Source organism: Micromonospora sp. NBC_01699 (assembly GCF_036250065.1).
Classification (GTDB): domain Bacteria; phylum Actinomycetota; class Actinomycetes; order Mycobacteriales; family Micromonosporaceae; genus Micromonospora_G.
This window is the reverse complement of the sequence record NZ_CP109199.1, coordinates 1,239,101-1,254,856: the sequence shown is the minus strand read 5'-3', so window position 1 is coordinate 1,254,856 and position 15,756 is coordinate 1,239,101. Positions and strand designations below refer to the sequence as shown.

Below are 15,756 nucleotides of genomic sequence, written 5' to 3'. Positions count from 1 at the left end.
TTGACGCTTTGTGCCCGCCGGGGGCGTCCCGATGGCATCAGTGGCCGGACGCGGCGGCAGGACCGGCGACCCAACCCGCAACAAACACCGCGAACCCACGGATGACCTCGGCCACCGGCATGGGAACGCGGCGGCGCCCGGCCCTTGCCACACATTGACCATCCGGGCGACGATGCGTGGCCAAATGCGGATCACTCCCGAAAGAAACGAGGAGACCGACCATGGTCGATACCTGGATAGCTCGGACACTGCGCCGCCGACCCACGGACCAACCCGCGCCGGCCCCACGGCCGCACTTCACCCGCTATGTCATGTACGACCGGCTGAAATCGGTCGTCACGGACACCATCGACCGCCGTGGCGGCGCCGGCCTGAACGTGCTGGCCATCAGCGGCTCGGTGCCATTCGCGGGTCATATCGGCCTGGCGGACGCCAGCATCGTCGAGGCGAACTATCCCGAGTTCGACATGCTGGCGCTGTCATTTCCGGACGACCATTTCGACGTGGTGCTCAGCGACCAGGTGCTCGAACACGTCGAGGGTGATCCGTTCGTCGCGTTCCGGGAGAGCGTACGGGTCACCCGGCCCGGCGGCTACGTCATCCACACCACCTGCTTCTTCAACGAGATCCACTGCGCGCCCCAGGACTTCTGGAGGTTCACCCCGCAGGCCCTTCGTCTGCTCTGCCGTGGCGTCGCCGACCCGGTCGAGGTCGGCGGTTGGGGCAACCTGGCGTTGCTCCCGCTGACCAGGCTCGGGCTGCGCTTCCGGCCGGTTCCGTCGGCCCGCTGGCACCCGCTGCACCGGCTCGCCGTCCGCGACAATCCGAAGTGGCCGATCACCACCTGGCTGGTCGCCCGCAAACCGGGCCGGGACCACCACGGGTAGCCGGGACTCAGCCCGCCGAGCGCACCCCCGCCACGGCACGCACCCCCGCCGGCATGCCGTCCAGCACCGTACGCACGGCCTGCCCGGTCCACCCCACGCCGTCGCCCCGTACGTGCGCGACCAACGATCCGTCGGTGTCCCTGCGGAACCTGAGCCCGAGGAAGGAGGTCTCGCCGGAGTCCCGCTCTCCGGCGGCGGCCGCCACCACGGCCGACGCCGGCCCGAACGGGATCGTGTCCGGGCGCAGCTGCGGAATCAGCTCGACGAACGGCACGAACGTCGCGAAGTTGACGGACCCGCGGGTCACCCGATCCAGGGTCCACGTCGGGTATCGGGAATACCGCACCGCCGCGCTCAACGCCAGCGCCACCGCGTGCGGGTCGGCGGTCGCGGTCAACGGCACCGCCACGTACGAGGGGGCCAGGCACGGGCCGGCCATGGTTCGCCACCGGGGCCCGTCCCGACGCTCGAACAGCGTGTTGAACAGCAGATGGTCACCCGTGCCCGCGACGACGTGCGCCGCCATCCGCTCGGTCAACACCGCGAGCAGGCCCGCGAACAGCGTGCTCCGCCGAGCGCGGGCCCACGCCTCCAACCGGGCGAGGTCGTCGCCGGACAGCACCGGCCGACGCACCGCGAACGGCGCGTCCCTGGCCGTGGCCGACGCAGTGGCGAGGGCGACATCGGCCAACGCGTCCCGCCACCACCGCCCCGCCTCGGCCTCGTACGCGCCGGCCACCGCCGCCTCGTGCGCCGCGTACTCGCCGTACTGTCCGGTCGGCGGCGGTGGCGACGGCGCCCCGCAGCGGGCGGCGTACAGGTCGCCGAGGTCCCGCAGGATGCGCCACAGCGTCACCGGGTCGCCGAACAGGTGGTGCAGGTGCGCCGCGAGCAGGTGCTCGTGGGATGACCGCCGCACCACGCGCAGCACGAGCGGCGAACTCCCGGTCGCGACGGGCACCGGATGGTGCAGCAACTCTTCGGCGGCACCCGACCATCCGTCAAGCAGTTCGACCGACGCGGGCAGCGAGTCCTCGACCACCTGCGTGCCCGTGTCGAGGTCGACCCGGGCACGCAGCAGGTCGTGCCGGGCGACCAGGTCGTCGGCGGCGGCGGCGAGGATCCGCAGGTCCAGCGCGCCCTCCACCAGCAGTACGGCGTTGACGGTGAACCACGGGTCCGTCGCCCTGCCGGGTCGCCTGCGTTCCCCGTTCACCATGAAGCGCTGCCAGACGGACAGTGGCCAGGTGGTGTTCATCGATCGTCCTCCCCTGCTCGGTGGGTCGGCTCGGCGACGGCGGTGACCATCAGCGGCTCGCCAGCAGCAGTTCGGTGAGGTCCGGTGCCCGTCGTGCCGCGCCGGACAGGGCCGTGTGCGCCCGCGCCAGCGCGTCGGCGGGGAACCCCCGGTCGCGCCAGTCTTCGAAGGTGATGCCGAATCCGAGCCGCTGCCACAGCTCGCTGTTGCGTCGTTCGTGGTCGCCGAACGGCTTGAGCAGCACCAGCGGGGTCGCCGACCACAGCGAGTCGAGCAGCGTGCCACCGCCCGGCTTGCTGACCACCGCCATCGACGTACGCGTCAGATCGAACGACGGATGGTGACCGGTCCCACGGACGAAGACGGGCGGGTTGTCGGGGCGCAACCGACCGAGTGGCGGGTAGCCGTCGTCGGCCCACGGATGCCAGTCGGGATCGACGAGGTGGTAACGCACCGCCGGGTCGTCGACCGTCGCGTCGGCCGGCTCGTGCGCGACGACGTCCAGCGAGTAGCCGGCGCCGACCAGCTCGGCAAGATGCTCGCGGTAGGTGCCCATCCCCCAACCACCACCGTGCAGCAGCAGGGTCCGGTCCCGCTCCGGCCACGGTACGGGCGGCGCGTGCGACACCGGGATCGTGGTCGGGATCGTGCCACGGTCGGCGTCCGCGAGCCAGACCCGAGTGCCCGCGTACGTCGTGGTGTCCCGAAACGACGGCGAGGCGACCGAGTCGACGTGGCACACGATCACGTCGACATCGCCGCAACCGTCGGCGTATCGGGCGACGATGGGCAGCCAGTACCCGGAGAACACCACGAACCGGCGTGGTCGCCGGGTCGACCAGTCGGCGAAGAGCTCGTCGAGCCGATCGTCCGGCACCGCGTCGAACGGGTTGGTCGCGATCCGCTGCCCGGTCAACGCGACCCGGAAATCCCGGTGGAAGGCGACCTTCATCGCCCTGGTGGTGGCCAGCTTGGCCGGTGGCAGCAACCGTTCCAGCACCGTCACCCGCGCCGGCATGCCCCGCTCCCGAAGCCGGTCGGCCAGCAGCAGGCCGGGTACGTGCACGCCGAGGGCGACCCCGGAGGTGAGCACCTCGATCACGACCCGGCCCCCGCCAGCCGGTCTACCGCCGCCCGCAGGTGCGTGGCCACCAGCCTGGCCAGCGCACGATCCGACGGGCCGGTAGCGCCGCGCGGAACCGTCTCGACGGTCATGATCAGGTACAGGTAGACGCGGTACAGCTCCAGTCGTCGCCGGGCCGCCGCCGTGAGTTCCAGGATCCCGCCCGCCGCCCGGTAGCCGACGACCAGGTCCGGGTCCTCCTCGGCCAGCCCGAACAGGCCGAGCGACGGCAGCTCGGCCAGCGGGTCGCCCCAGAACGCGCGTTCCCCGTCAACCACCCCGGTGACGGTTACCGGGTCCGGGTCGACCAGCACGTTGCCCGGCCACAGGTCGAAGTGGACCAGGGTGGGCACGGTGACCTCGGCGAGCGCGGGGCGCCCGTGCACCAGCCGTGCCCGCAGCGCCTCGGCGGGCACCGGCAGCTCGACGCCGTACCGGACGGCGTCGGCGAGAACCGCGTCGATCATGCCGGTGAACGCGGTCGGCCAGTCGGCGGCCAGCCCGAGCTGGGGGTACCCGAAGCCGGTTCCGGTGACCCGGTGCAGCCCCGCGACCGCCGTACCGAGTTGCCGGCGCAGCGACGCGCCCTGCCGGTCGTCGAGCCGGTGCCGGCCGGCGAACCAGTTGACGCCGGGCAGCTCGGTCATCAGCAGCCAGTCGGTGGGCAGCAGGTCGCGCTCGGTGTCGAGGTGCACGACCTCCGGCACGGCGAGTGCGCCCGCCGCCGCGCGGTAGAAGGCGGCCTCGGTGGCCGGCAACCCCCGCTCGTACGTCAGCCCCGCCGCCGCCGGCGGTGGAGCGATCTTGAGCACCAGCCGCCGCTCCCCCGCGACCACCCGGTACGCGCTGTTGAACGTCCCCCCGGCCAGGGGCTCGACCAGCGCGCCCGACGGGTCGGCCACCCCGGCCCGAGCCAACATCTCGGTCAGCCGCGCCCGGTCCGGCCGGACCCGCCGCCCGGTCACGTCGATCGTCATCTCGCCGGTCACCCCACCCTCCCCGCCTCGTCCCGCACGCCGTCATGCCGCACGCCGTCATGCCGCCCCGCCTCATACCGCGCGCCGTCATGCCGCTCGGCGTCGTCTCGGATCGCGGCCATCGCGGCGATCCGCTCCGCCGTGGCGGCCAGCTCGGCGGTACGCGCCGGCCCGTTGTCACCGACGAGTTCGGCGAACCGCCGCAGTTGCCGGTCGTAGTAGGCGATCGGCGGGAACGACTCGATGGCGGTGCCACCGTCGGCGTGCCGTACCGCGATGTTCAGCGGCATGGCGCCGACGGTCGGCCGGAGGAAGGCCCGCACCCGGACCCGCGCGTCGGCGAACCGGAACTCGTGCTCGGCCACCGTCCGTTGGCCGAACCGGCACGCCAGCTCGGCCCGTACGCCGCCACGTTCGAGGTGGGCGGCGAACTCGATGTCGACCCCGCTCGGCGCGACCCGGATTCGCCGGCCCCGGCCCCGCGCCCCGGACAGGCCGATGGTCGCCTGCACCGCCTGTAGCCAGTAGCTCGCCGCGTCCAGAAAGATGCCGCCGCCGAGTTCGGGACGCAGCCGGTACCCGCCGGCGGCCGGTGCGGTGAACTCGATGGTGGTCGCCATCACCCGCAGCGGACCGAAGCGGCCGTCGGCGATCATCGCCCGTACCGAGTCCTGCCACGGATGTCCGGCGGTCGGCACCGCCTCGCTGACGTGCACACCGGCGGTGCCGGCCGCGGTCACCAGCGCGGTTGCCTCGGCCACGGTCAGGCACATCGGTTTTTCCACCAGCACGTGCTTGCCCGCACGCGCGGCCGCCTCCGCCCACCGGGCGTGCGCGGAGGTGTGCAGCGAGACGTACACCGCGTTCAGCGCGGGATCAGCGATCAACGCGGCGTAGTCGCGGTGCACCCGTACCAGATCGTGTCGCCGCGCGAACGTCCGGGCCCGGTCCGGGTCGCTCGCCGCGACCGCGACCGCCGCCACCTCGGGGATCGACCCGCTCGGCGCGATCACCGCCCGCGCGGCGATCCCGGTGGCTCCGATGAGTCCCAGCTCAAGCCGCATGCGCCAGCCCCGGCTGACGCAGCCCGACCGACGCCAGCGACGCGAGCACGCGTTCCCGCAACGTCGACACCTCGCCGGGCAGACAGCGCAGGACGCAGTGCCACCGGATCACCGGCGCCGCCTGCCGTTCGGGACCGCCCTGGCCGGCAGCGGCGGGCACGCCGCCGAGTGGGACGCAGCCGGCCCGGTTTCCCGCCCCGAGCCGGTACAGCAGCCCGTCCCGGCGCAGCGCGTGCAGCAGCCGGCCGGTGGTGATCTCCGGCGGTGCGGTCAACTCGATCTGCCAGAGGTGGCAGCGCGCCGGCTCGTCGGGCTCACCGGCACAGGTACGGTCCACGTCGAGGGTCAGTCGGCCGAGCGAGACCCTGGCGTTGACCTCCAGCACCGGGACGAGGGTGCCGTCGGCGAGCACCATCGAGTCGATCGACAACGGCCCCCAGTAGCCCGCCGCGTACGCGCGTCGCGCGACCTCGTCGGCCACCGCACGCAGCGCCGGCTCCAGCGGCGCCACGTCGTCGTCCGCCGGGCCGGCGCCGGTGAAGCGAAAACCCCTATTGCGTACGGAGCAGAGCCCGAGCCAGCGCCAACCGCCGTCGTACGTCAGCTCGCCGTGTCCGGACACGTCGTGCCGCCTGACGTAGTGCGGCTGTACGAGCAGCTCCACCCGTTTGCCGTCGGCCACCTGCCGGTCGAGGGTCCGCGTGATCGCCCGCAGGACACCCGGCGACGGCACGGCCAACGCCCCGCTGCCGCTGACCCCGAACGGGTCCTTGACCACGGCCGGGAACCCCGCGTCCGCCACCGCCACGGCCAGCTCCCCGGTGGAGAACACCGACACGCCCGCGCCGGGCAGTCCGAGTTCACCCACCAGTTCGTTGGACCAGGTCTTCGAGTTGACCCGGGCCACGTCCACCACCGCCGGCAACCGGTACGGCGACCCGCCCGGCACCGCGTCGGCGAGCGCGGCGACCGGCCCGGTGACCGCGTACGGCGTGAGGCGGTGGACCCGCAGCAGGCGCGGTGCGGCGGGATCGGTGGCGAACAGCTCGACCACGCTGTCCGCCACCGGGTCCGGGGCCGCCTGTTCCGGGACGGCCTGCCGAGGGGCCGCCACCGCGTGGTTGGCGAAGCGCAGGCCGGCGTCGGCGAGCACCGAGAGCAGTTCCGCGTCCATCGGCCGCCGGGTGACCAGGGTGTCGCCGGGTGCGCACATGCCGGCGAGCACCTCGTCCATCGCCGCGACCCGCGTCCGCGCCGACGACGCCAGCTCGGTCATCTCGGGCAGCCGGGCGAGGTCCGCCGGTCGCCACGAACGCTCGGCGTCGAAGGTCCCGAGCCGGAGCGCCGCCGTCACCGCACCGTCACGCCGTCCAGCGCGACGATCCAGGCGCCGAACGTACGCACCGAGCGCAGCAGGTCGAGGCTCAGCGACTCGTAGTCCAGCTCGATGTCGAAGGCGTCCTCCACCCCGAGCAGGAAGGAGATCGCCTGCAACGAGTCCAGCCCGTACTCCTCCACCAGGTCGGCGTCGGTGGGGATGTCGGCCGCCTCGGTGCCGTTCGCGAGTACGCCCGCGAGCACGTTCTTGATCTTCGCGTACACCTCGTCCACCGGTCACACCCCGTTCAGGTATAGAAGGATGCACTTCGAGCAGACCGGCATCATGCCGCCGGCCGAAAGAATCTTGCGTACCTCGCGGAACGCCTCCCCGCCCCACAGTTCGACCACGCCGGTGTCGTGCAGGTTGCCGACCACGAACTCGGGGAAGAACTTGCACGAGCTGACGTTGCCGTCGGCATGCACCTCCAGCCGGTTGGACACCGCGAGGCACTTGCTGCGGCCCTGCGCGGGCCGTGAGGTGCCGAGGATGAAATCCTCCAACTCGTCAGGTTCCAACTGTGGTTGGTAGCGCACCCGCACCCCCCACCGGCGGGCGGCGAGCCGCGCCATCGACTCGCGCAGGTCCGGTAGCAGCTCGGGTGGTAGCCGGTAGGTGTAGGAGTGCCAGGTCGGCTTGCTGGTGCCGGTGTCGTTGTCCAGCCAGGCGAACGATTTCTCGTACAGCTCGTCCATGGCTCGGGCGACCTCGGGGCTGATGTACCAGGGAAACTGGAAGTAGACGGTGTTGACGCCCAGTTCCTCGGCCCACTCCATGAACTCGTACATCGTGCCCACCGTGACGTGGGAGACCATGCAGGACAGCGAGACCTCTCCGTCGAACTCACCGGCGCGCTTGAGTTCGAGCATGCGCCGGATGTTCTCGGTGGTCCGGGCGAAGGTGCCCCGGCCACGGATCGCGTCGTGCTCCTCGCCCAGCCCGTCGAGGCTGACCAGGAGGTTCAGGTTCGCACCGATGCGCAGCAGGTCGTCGAGCCGACGCGGGAACAGCAGGCCGTTGGTGCACATGTTCACCGTGCGCGGGTAGCGCTCCAACAGCTCGGCCACCTCGGCGAACCTGGTGTACATCAGCGGCTCGCCGCCCCACAGGAACAGCTTGGACCGGCTGGGCGCGGTGACCCGCAGCACCTCCTCCACCACCCCGATCTCCAGCTCCGTACGTTGCTTGACCGAGCTGAAGTCGCGGAAGAAGCCCTGTTCGTTCCACTGGTAGCAGTGCACGCAGCGCAGGTTGCACCGGTAGGTGAGCTGGAGGCTGATCTCCTGCGGCAGCGACGCCGCGTAGCCGGGGTCCTCCCGCGAGTGCCTTCGTGCCGCCGACCGCAGCGACACCGTGTGCTTGATGTCGGCGAACTCCTTGGCGTTCAGTGTCCTGGTGGTTTCGGGATACATGACCCCTCCCAACTGTCGAGGCGGTACGGACGGCGGCGGTCGTTGTGGTCCGGCAGCCGCGCGGGGAGCAGCAGAACCGAGCCGGCGATGCACAGCCCCCCGGCGGCGATCACCACGGCGAGCCCCGCCGACGAGCCGAGTACGCCACCGGCCAGGCTCGTGGCCATCGCGCCGGTGAGCGCGCCGAGCGGAATCGCCGAGGAGGTCAGTACGCGGGCGGTGGCGTGTACCGTCGCCTGCCGGTCGGCCGGGGTCACCCGCTGCCGCACACTGGTGACCACCACCCCCCAGGTCGGCATCCACAGCGCGGAGAACGCCCTGAGCGCGAACAGCAGGACAACCGGCGCCGACACCAGCAGGCACAGCGGCAGCGCGCACCAGGCCAGCCCCTCGGCGCAGGTCGCCACCAGCGCGCCCCGGGCGCCGAGCAGCCGGGTCAACGGCCCGGCGCAGACCACCCCGACCAGCGCGGCCCCGGCACCGACCGCGAGCAGCAGTCCGGTTGTCGCGCTGGACATGCCGAGTGCGCGGTAGGCGAACAGCAGCAGGACCGCGTCGACGGCACCGATCCCGAACGCCCGGAAGGCGGCGCTCGCGACCAGTGGCGCAAGCACGGGATGGTGGCGGGTGAAGCGCAGTCCGTCCCGCACTCTCGCCAGCACCGACGTCCGGTCGGGCCGGGGCGGTCGGGCGAGGCGGATCCGTGCCCGGCACAGCGCGGAGAGCAGGAACGGGACGGCCCCGACGAGCAACGCGGCGACGGCGCCGAGCCCACCGATGATCACCCCGCCGAGGGCGGGACCGACGAGCTTCGACGCGCTGTCCGAGCCCTGCTGCCGGGAGTTCGCGCCGACCAACCGGGTCGGCGGCACGAGTGCCGGCACCATGATCTGGCCGGACAGGTCGCTGAACACCGTGGCGACACCGGCGGCGGCCACCAGGGCGACGACGGGGCCGACGGAGGTGATCCAGCCGGCGACCACGGCCGTCGCCAGCAGCGCGAACACCCCGCAGCGGACAAGTTCGGCGTACACCGAGATCCGTAGCACGTTGGCCCGGACCAGCAGGGCACCGGCGAACAGGCCGACAATCGGGTACGCCAGCCAGCCCGCCGCCGCCACCAGCCCCACCTCGGCGTTGGACGCGTCGAGCAACAGAATGGCCATGGTCGGAACGGTGAAGCCGGTGATCCGGTCGCCGACGGCGCTGGCCGTCTGGGCCGCCCAGAACAGTCCGAAGTCCCGACTCACCACCACCGGGCGTGCCGGCCCCCCGTCGGTGGGGGCGGCCGGTGACGACTCGCCGCCGGCAGTGTCCGGATCCGCCCGGATATCGGCACCAACAACCAAGAGTCACCCCCACACCACGAACCGCAAGGCACTCAGGAAATCACATCCGTCGATCAAATAGCCAGGGTGGACGACCCTGGGAAACGGCCTCCACGCCCCGCGACGGAACCCGAGTCCCGGCCCGGAGCCTCACCAGGCCGAGCCCTGACAGGCGATGCGGTGGGATGATGTGCGTCGTGAGCGACGCGCTGTTGTTCGTCAACATGCTGTGCAGCCGTTCGAGCCAACCGTCGGTCATCCGCTTCGTCCGCCAGGAGCAGGGGTACGTCGCTGTCGGCGCATCGCGCCAGCGCCCCGGCAGCGTCATCCCCGGAGAGGATGGGACCACCCATGCCTCGTTCGGCGTCGCCGAGGGCTACACCGGATGCCCGCACTGCGGGGCGGCGAGTTTCGTACGGTGCGGCCGGTGTCGGAAACTCGGCTGCTGGGACGAGTCGTGGGAGGCGTTCCACTGTCGACGGTGCGGCAACTCGGGTCCGGTCGACGGCGTCATCGACAGTCTCCCCGGCCCCGGATCGGACTGATCCGCCCCGCAGGTATCGCCGATCGGTAGGGAGAGACCGTGAGCACACCCGCCGAGCAGTTCCGGGTGTTCCCGGTATTCCTGCTCGTTGACGTGAGTGCCTCCATGGCCGGTGGTCCGATCGAGGCCCTCAACACGGCGCTACCGGATCTGAAACTCGAAATGGAATCGAACCCGACCGTCGGGGAGATCGCCCGGATCGCACTCGTCACGTTCTCCGACGAGGTGCGGACGCAGCTGCCCCTGTGTCACCTGGCGGAGGTGGCGATCCCCGACGTACTCGTGGAGGGCGGCACCGACCTCGCCGAGGCGTTCCGCGGTCTGCGTGCCGCCATCGACCGGGACCTGGCCGAGTTGGCGAGGGGCACCCCGATCTACCGCCCGGAGGTGGTCAGCTTCGGCTTCGGCGACGCCAATCGCGAGACCCTGCGACGGATCGCCACCCGGTTCGCGTTCGAGGCGAAGCACGACGACCCGGCAGTCCAGGTACGCGAGATCATGAACACTCTCATCGGCAGCATCCGGGCCAGTTCGGCCAGCCTCGCGGACCCGTCCCAAGTGCAGGGTCTGCACATCGAGGCGCCCACCGAGCACTTCACCGCGCTGCCGGCACTGAGCACCTGAGCGGCCACCCCCGAAGCGGTGGCCGGACCGGTGGTCCCGGACGCGACGGCCGTCGTGGTCTGGTGGCCGGAGAACCGGGTCGTCAGTCCGGATCCACCACCAGGTCCGGCACGAGGTGTTCGCGCAGCATCAACCGCAGGCGACCGCCGTCGACCACCTCGATGCGACCGTCGCCGAGCGCGCGGGCCCGATCGGCCGTGCCGATGGGCCCCGCGCTGACCAGTACGCCCGCTCCGGCCGACCAGTTGTCCAGCGTGTCGACCAGGTCCTGCACCCCGGCCGCCCCGACACCGTGCCGCCACGCCTGCACCACCCGCACCCCGCCGCCGACCGGGTCGATCGCGAGCGCGTCGACGTCGGCACCCGACGACTCCCGCACGGTCCAGTCCGACCAGCCGAGCGCCTCGAAGAGGCAACGGATGACCTGCGCGTACTCAGCCGAGGGCAGGGTCCGCAGGTCCGGGCGCCCGGACAGGTCGACCGTCGGCCCGGTCTGCTCGACGAACCGGCAGTCCGACAGGTCGACATCGGCGACGGGCTCGACGGGCAGCGACGCGTACGGCTGTGGCGACACCCGCGCCCCCAGCCCGAGCCGCAGGCAGGTCACCGGGTCAGGCGCCGGGGCGTCCAGGTCGAGCCGCTCGAAGCTGTCCCGGATGGCGTCCGTACTGACCAGCAGGGTCCTGGTCGGGCCGGTGGTCCGGTAGCCGTTGAGGACTATCCGGTCCACCAGGGAGGCCGGCGTGGCGTCGAACGCGCCGGCCAGGACCCGCAGGGTGATCCGGGCCAGGAGGTACGCGTACCGGGTGCCGATCTCGGTGGCGGGACGGGGCTCGGGGCGTACCGGATCGCCGTGGTACCCGGTCGCCGCCGGGATCACGTCGGGCGGTGGGTACTCGTACTCCAGCAGCAGCCGGCCGTCCGGCGGGCAGATCCTGGCGGCGCACGCGCCGTGGCGCGTACCCGGGCTGTTCGACCCGGCGAGTTCGCGCAGCAACGCCCGGTCGAACGCCGTGGTGCCGCGCAGGCCGAGGGTGTCGGTCAGCCGGCGACGCACCCGGCGCAGGCCACGGTCCCGGTCGAGCAGCACCCGGTCGAGCAGCCGTATCCGGACCCGCACCGCCTCGCTACGCAGCACCGCCTCGCTACGCGCGCCGTCCGCCCCGGGGGATGCTTCGGTGATCGGATCGTCGGTGGTGGGCGATGACCTTCCTGACGCCATCGCGATCCTCCGTGGGCGCGATCGGTTCGGGCCGTGGACCGGCGGTGTCGCCGGGCCGGACGCCGACGAGCCCGGTCAGTCGAACGAGCGGTCCAGCTTCTCGCCCAGTTCCGCGATCTCCTCCTCGGTGATGACCAGCGGCGGCAGCAGCCGAAGCACGGCGCCGTGCCGGCCCCCGCTCTCGATCAGCAGCCCGTTGTCGAGGCAGCGGCGCTTCAGCTCGCGGGCCCGGACACCGTCCGGCGGCCGGCTGCCGAGCGCGTCGACGGGTCCGTCGGGGTCGACGATCTCCAGGCCCCACATCAGGCCGCGACCGCGTACGTCGCCGATCTCCGGACGCCGGGCGGCGATGGCACGCAGCAGTGAGCCGAGCAGTTCGCCCTTGACCGCCGCCTGCTCGACCAGGCCGTTCGACTCGATGAACGCCATGGTCGCGGCGCCGGCCACCATGCCGAGCTGGTTGCCCCGGAAGGTGCCGGCGTGCGATCCGGGCCGCCAGCCGTCGTACCGCTCGTGGTACGCCACCAGGGAGAGCGGGTACCCACCGCCGACCGCCTTGGACAGGAGCACGGCGTCCGGTTCGATGCCGGCGTGTTCGAAGGCGAACATGTGCCCCGTCCGGCCGAAGCCGGTCTGGATCTCGTCCACTATCAACGGGACGTCCAGCCGGGCGGTGATCTCGCGCAGGCCCCGCAGCCACTCGGGCGGCGCCGGGATGACCCCGCCCTCGCCCTGCACCGCCTCGATGATGATCGCCGCCGGCTTGGTGATCCCGCTCTCCGGATCGGTCAGGACGCTCTCGATGTAACGCAGCCCGGCCCGCGTCGCCTGGGCACCGCCGAGGCCGAACGGGCAGCGGTAGTCGTAGGGGTACGGCAGGAAGTGCACGTCCGGCATGAGCGACGCCACGCGTTCCTTGGCCCGCAGGTTGCCGGTCAGGCTCAGCGCGCCGGCCGTCATGCCGTGGTAGGCGCCGTGGAAGGCGAGCACTGTACGGCGTCCGGTGGCGGACTTGAACAGCTTGACCGCCGCCTCGGTCGCGTCCGCGCCGCTGGGACCGCAGAACTGCACCTTCGCGGTGGCGGCGAAACCCGCCGGCAGCAGCCGGTAGAGCGTACGCAGGAAGCGGTACTTGGCCGGTGTGGTCAGGTCCAGTGCCTGCTGCAACCCGCCCGAGTCGAGATACTCGCGCACGGCGGTGTCGACCGCCGGATGGTTGTGCCCGAGGGCGAGGGTGCCGGCCGCCGAGAGGCAGTCCAGGTAGACCCGACCGTCGGTGTCCTGCACCCGGGCCAGCCGGCCGTAGCCGAGCACCCGGTCGACGTCGTTGGCGTACGTCCGGGCGCTGGACTCACGAGCCCGGACGAAGGCGTACGCATCGTCGCCGATCACCAAGCCGTCGGTCCGGATCGGACTGTCCATCGGCACGTCATGGGTGCTCGCCACGGCACCGCCGCGAGCCGCCGCCTCATCGCTGTGAACTGCCACCTCTGCGCTCACGGCTACCGGTTTCCTGTCTGGGTACGGGCGTCCGCGACCAGCACCTGGCCGAGGGCGATCCCTCCGTCGTTGGTCGGCACCTGCCGGTGGCAGTGCACGGTCAGACCCTGCCGGGCGAGGTCGATCATACAATTGACCAGCAGGAACTCGTTCAGGTAGACACCACCGGAGAGGACTATCCGGTCGACCCCGGTGGTGTCGCGTACCGCCAGGCACTGCCTGGTCACGGCATCGACCACGGCCGTGTGGAACCGGCGGCTGATCCGGGGCAGGTCGATCCCGGCGGCCAGGTCGGCGGCGACCGCGCGGACCACCGGCCGGGGGTCGAGCTGGGTGACCCCGCCGGTGACCTCGGCGTCGAAGTGGTAGGCCCGGTCCGGTTTCAGGTCGCGCTCCAGCAGCCCTTCGAGCTCGATCGGCCCCTGTGCCTCGTACTCGGCCCGGACGCAGACGTCGAGCAGCGCGGCGATGCCGTCGAAGAGGCGACCCATGCTCGACGTCATCGGCGAGTTGATGCCACGGGCCGCCATCCGGCCGTAGACGTGCCGGTGCTGCTCGGAGAGGGTGGCGAGCACCGGGAACGCCGCCGTGACCAGGTCGGGGTCGTCGAGGGCGTCGAGGGCGAGGGCGAGCCCGGTCCGGATGGGCTCGCGCACCGCCTGGTCGCCGCCGACCAGCGCGAGTGGTCGCAAATGCGCCACCCGCCGTACGGACGCGTAGTCGCCGAGCAGGAACTCCCCGCCCCAGATCGTCCCGTCCTCGCCGTAGCCGGCCCCGTCGAAGACAACACCGAGCGTCGGGCCGGTGAGCCGGTGCTCGGCCATGCACGACGCCATGTGCGCGTGGTGGTGCTGCACGAACTCGGTCGCCGGTTCCTCGGCGTCACCGGCCGACGCCGACCTGGTGGAACGGAACTGCGGGTGCAGGTCGTACGCCCGCAGTTGTGGCCGGATCTCGTAGAGACCGGCCAGGTGTTCGGCGGCCCGGCGGTGCGACGCGTAGGTCTCGTCGTTCTTCAGGTCGCCGATATGCTGGCTCAGATAGACCCGGTTACCGCTGCTCAGCGCCACTGTCGTCTTCAACTCCGCGCCGTAGGCCACCACCGTGGCCAACGGCCGCCCGACGTCGACCGGGTACGGCGCGTAGCCCCGGGCCCGGCGCAGGAAGGTGAGCAGCGACCGCTCCAGTTCGGGGTGGGTGGAGAGCCGGACCACCGAGTCGTCCACCCGGATCTCGATGTCCCGGTCGTGGTAGAGCATCACGTCGGCGATCTCGAAGAGCTGCTCCAGCGCCTCCTCGTTCCGGTACGCGATCGGATAACCGGAGATGTTGCCGCTGGTCATTACGAGGGTGCCGAGTCCCGGCTCGTCGAGCAGCAGGTGGTGGTGCGGCGCCGAGGGCAGCATCACGCCGAGGTTGGGGTTGCGGGGCGCGACACTCTCCGGCAGGGAACCGGCCCGCTTGCGGGCGAGCAGGATCGGGCGGGCCGGCGAGCAGATCAGGTCCACCTCGGCCGGTTCGAGGTGGACCAGCCGGTGGGCGGTCGCGAGGTCCCGCGCCATCACCGCGAACGGTTTCGAGTCCCGACGCTTGCGCCGCCGCAGCCGGGCCACGGCCTCGGCGTTGCTGGCGTCGACGGCCAGGTGGAACCCGCCGACGCTCTTGATCGCCGCGATCCGCCCCTGGGCCAGCGCCTCGGCGCAGCGCCGCAGCGCGTCATCGCCGACCGCGACCTCGGGCGAGTCCGGCCCGGTCGCGTAGAGCAGCCTCGGCCCGCAGGCCGGGCAGGCGTTCGGCTGGGCGTGGTAGCGCCGGTCGAGCGGGTCGCGATACTCGGTCTCGCAGCGTACGCACATCCGGAAGGTCGCCATCGTGGTCTGCGTCCGGTCGTACGGCAGGTCCCGCACGATCGAGTAGCGCGGGCCGCAGTTCGTGCAGTTGATGAACGGGTAGCGGTACCGGTGGTCGGCGGGATCGCGCAGCTCGGCGAGGCAGTCGACGCAGACGTGGGTGTCGGCCGGCACCAGTGCCGTACGGCTGCCCGCCTGGCGGCTGGTGACGATGACGAACCGGCCGTCCGCGTCGGGGTCGGGCGGCAGGCCCCGGGTCACCCGTACGTCGTCGACCCTTGCCAGTTCGGGCGCCCCGCTGCTCAGCTCGGCCGCGAACCGGGTCAGCAGGTCGACCGGGCCGGCCGCCTCGACCAGCACCCCCTCCGGATCGTTGTAGACCCAGCCGGAGAGTGCGTACCGGTGGGCCAGCCGGTAGACGAACGGGCGGTAGCCGACGCCCTGCACGACACCGGTGACCCGGACCCGCCACACCTCCCCGGTGCCCGGTCCGACGCTCCCGCCGCCCTCGATCGCACCGCCCCCGGTCCCGCCGCCCTCGATCGCACCGCCCCCGGTCCCACCGCCCTCGATCTCGACGCTCATTTCG

At 72.0% G+C, this 15,756-nt stretch carries 14 protein-coding genes; 3 read left to right on the top strand and 11 right to left on the bottom strand.

Annotation, left to right across the window (positions count from 1 at the left end):
• The first annotated feature begins 221 nt into the window (after positions 1-221).
• Positions 222-887, top strand: coding sequence for a class I SAM-dependent methyltransferase (locus OG792_RS05705; RefSeq protein WP_329108012.1), 666 nt, complete (start codon positions 222-224; stop codon positions 885-887).
• A gap of 7 nt (positions 888-894) precedes the next feature.
• On the opposite strand, the gene OG792_RS05700 is transcribed toward OG792_RS05705, so the two are convergent.
• From OG792_RS05700 to OG792_RS05665, 8 genes are read right to left on the bottom strand one after another with little or no spacing between them, the layout of a single operon-like run.
• The gene (locus OG792_RS05700) at positions 895-2,145 is read right to left on the bottom strand and encodes a condensation domain-containing protein (RefSeq protein ID WP_329108010.1); all 1,251 of its coding nucleotides are present in this window, start codon (positions 2,143-2,145) and stop codon (positions 895-897) included.
• A 49-nt stretch (positions 2,146-2,194) separates the two neighbouring features.
• Positions 2,195-3,247 carry a hypothetical protein gene (locus OG792_RS05695; protein WP_329108008.1) on the bottom strand — a complete coding sequence of 351 codons (1,053 nt, stop codon included), beginning with the start codon at positions 3,245-3,247 and terminating at the stop codon, positions 2,195-2,197.
• Complete coding sequence (locus OG792_RS05690) at positions 3,244-4,257, bottom strand: phosphotransferase family protein (protein WP_329108006.1); 1,014 nt, start codon at positions 4,255-4,257, stop codon at positions 3,244-3,246. Before OG792_RS05690 ends, OG792_RS05695 begins: the two co-directional genes overlap by 4 nt.
• On the bottom strand, positions 4,254-5,309 hold the full coding sequence (locus OG792_RS05685) for a Gfo/Idh/MocA family protein (RefSeq protein ID WP_329108004.1): 1,056 nt from the start codon (positions 5,307-5,309) through the stop codon (positions 4,254-4,256). The genes OG792_RS05690 and OG792_RS05685 overlap by 4 nt, the downstream gene beginning before the upstream one ends.
• On the bottom strand, positions 5,299-6,663 hold the full coding sequence (locus OG792_RS05680; protein WP_329108002.1) for a hypothetical protein: 1,365 nt from the start codon (positions 6,661-6,663) through the stop codon (positions 5,299-5,301). The genes OG792_RS05685 and OG792_RS05680 overlap by 11 nt, the downstream gene beginning before the upstream one ends.
• Positions 6,660-6,920 carry an acyl carrier protein gene (locus OG792_RS05675; RefSeq protein ID WP_329108000.1) on the bottom strand — a complete coding sequence of 87 codons (261 nt, stop codon included), beginning with the start codon at positions 6,918-6,920 and terminating at the stop codon, positions 6,660-6,662. The genes OG792_RS05680 and OG792_RS05675 overlap by 4 nt, the downstream gene beginning before the upstream one ends.
• 3 nt (positions 6,921-6,923) lie before the next feature.
• Complete coding sequence (locus OG792_RS05670; protein WP_329107998.1) at positions 6,924-8,099, bottom strand: radical SAM protein; 1,176 nt, start codon at positions 8,097-8,099, stop codon at positions 6,924-6,926.
• Positions 8,072-9,349 (bottom strand): MFS transporter, encoded by a 1,278-nt coding sequence (locus OG792_RS05665; protein WP_329107996.1) that lies wholly within the window; start codon positions 9,347-9,349, stop codon positions 8,072-8,074. The genes OG792_RS05670 and OG792_RS05665 overlap by 28 nt, the downstream gene beginning before the upstream one ends.
• A 275-nt stretch (positions 9,350-9,624) precedes the next feature.
• Between OG792_RS05665 and OG792_RS05660 the strand changes: the two genes are divergently transcribed.
• Complete coding sequence (locus OG792_RS05660) at positions 9,625-9,972, top strand: hypothetical protein (RefSeq protein WP_329107995.1); 348 nt, start codon at positions 9,625-9,627, stop codon at positions 9,970-9,972.
• A gap of 38 nt (positions 9,973-10,010) precedes the next feature.
• On the top strand, positions 10,011-10,595 hold the full coding sequence (locus OG792_RS05655) for a vWA domain-containing protein (protein WP_329107993.1): 585 nt from the start codon (positions 10,011-10,013) through the stop codon (positions 10,593-10,595).
• Between the two features lie 82 nt (positions 10,596-10,677).
• Here OG792_RS05655 and OG792_RS05650 read toward each other — a convergent pair whose 3' ends face one another.
• From OG792_RS05650 to hypF, 3 genes are all read right to left on the bottom strand, one after another.
• A complete protein-coding gene (locus OG792_RS05650; protein WP_329107991.1) occupies positions 10,678-11,817 on the bottom strand; it encodes a restriction endonuclease in 1,140 nt (379 codons plus the stop codon).
• A 75-nt stretch (positions 11,818-11,892) separates the two neighbouring features.
• The gene (locus OG792_RS05645) at positions 11,893-13,239 is read right to left on the bottom strand and encodes a diaminobutyrate--2-oxoglutarate transaminase family protein (protein ID WP_329107989.1); all 1,347 of its coding nucleotides are present in this window, start codon (positions 13,237-13,239) and stop codon (positions 11,893-11,895) included.
• Between the two features lie 80 nt (positions 13,240-13,319).
• Entirely contained in the window at positions 13,320-15,752 is a 2,433-nt protein-coding gene (hypF, locus tag OG792_RS05640) for a carbamoyltransferase HypF (protein WP_329107987.1), read from the bottom strand.
• Between the last annotated feature and the right edge of the window lie 4 nt (positions 15,753-15,756).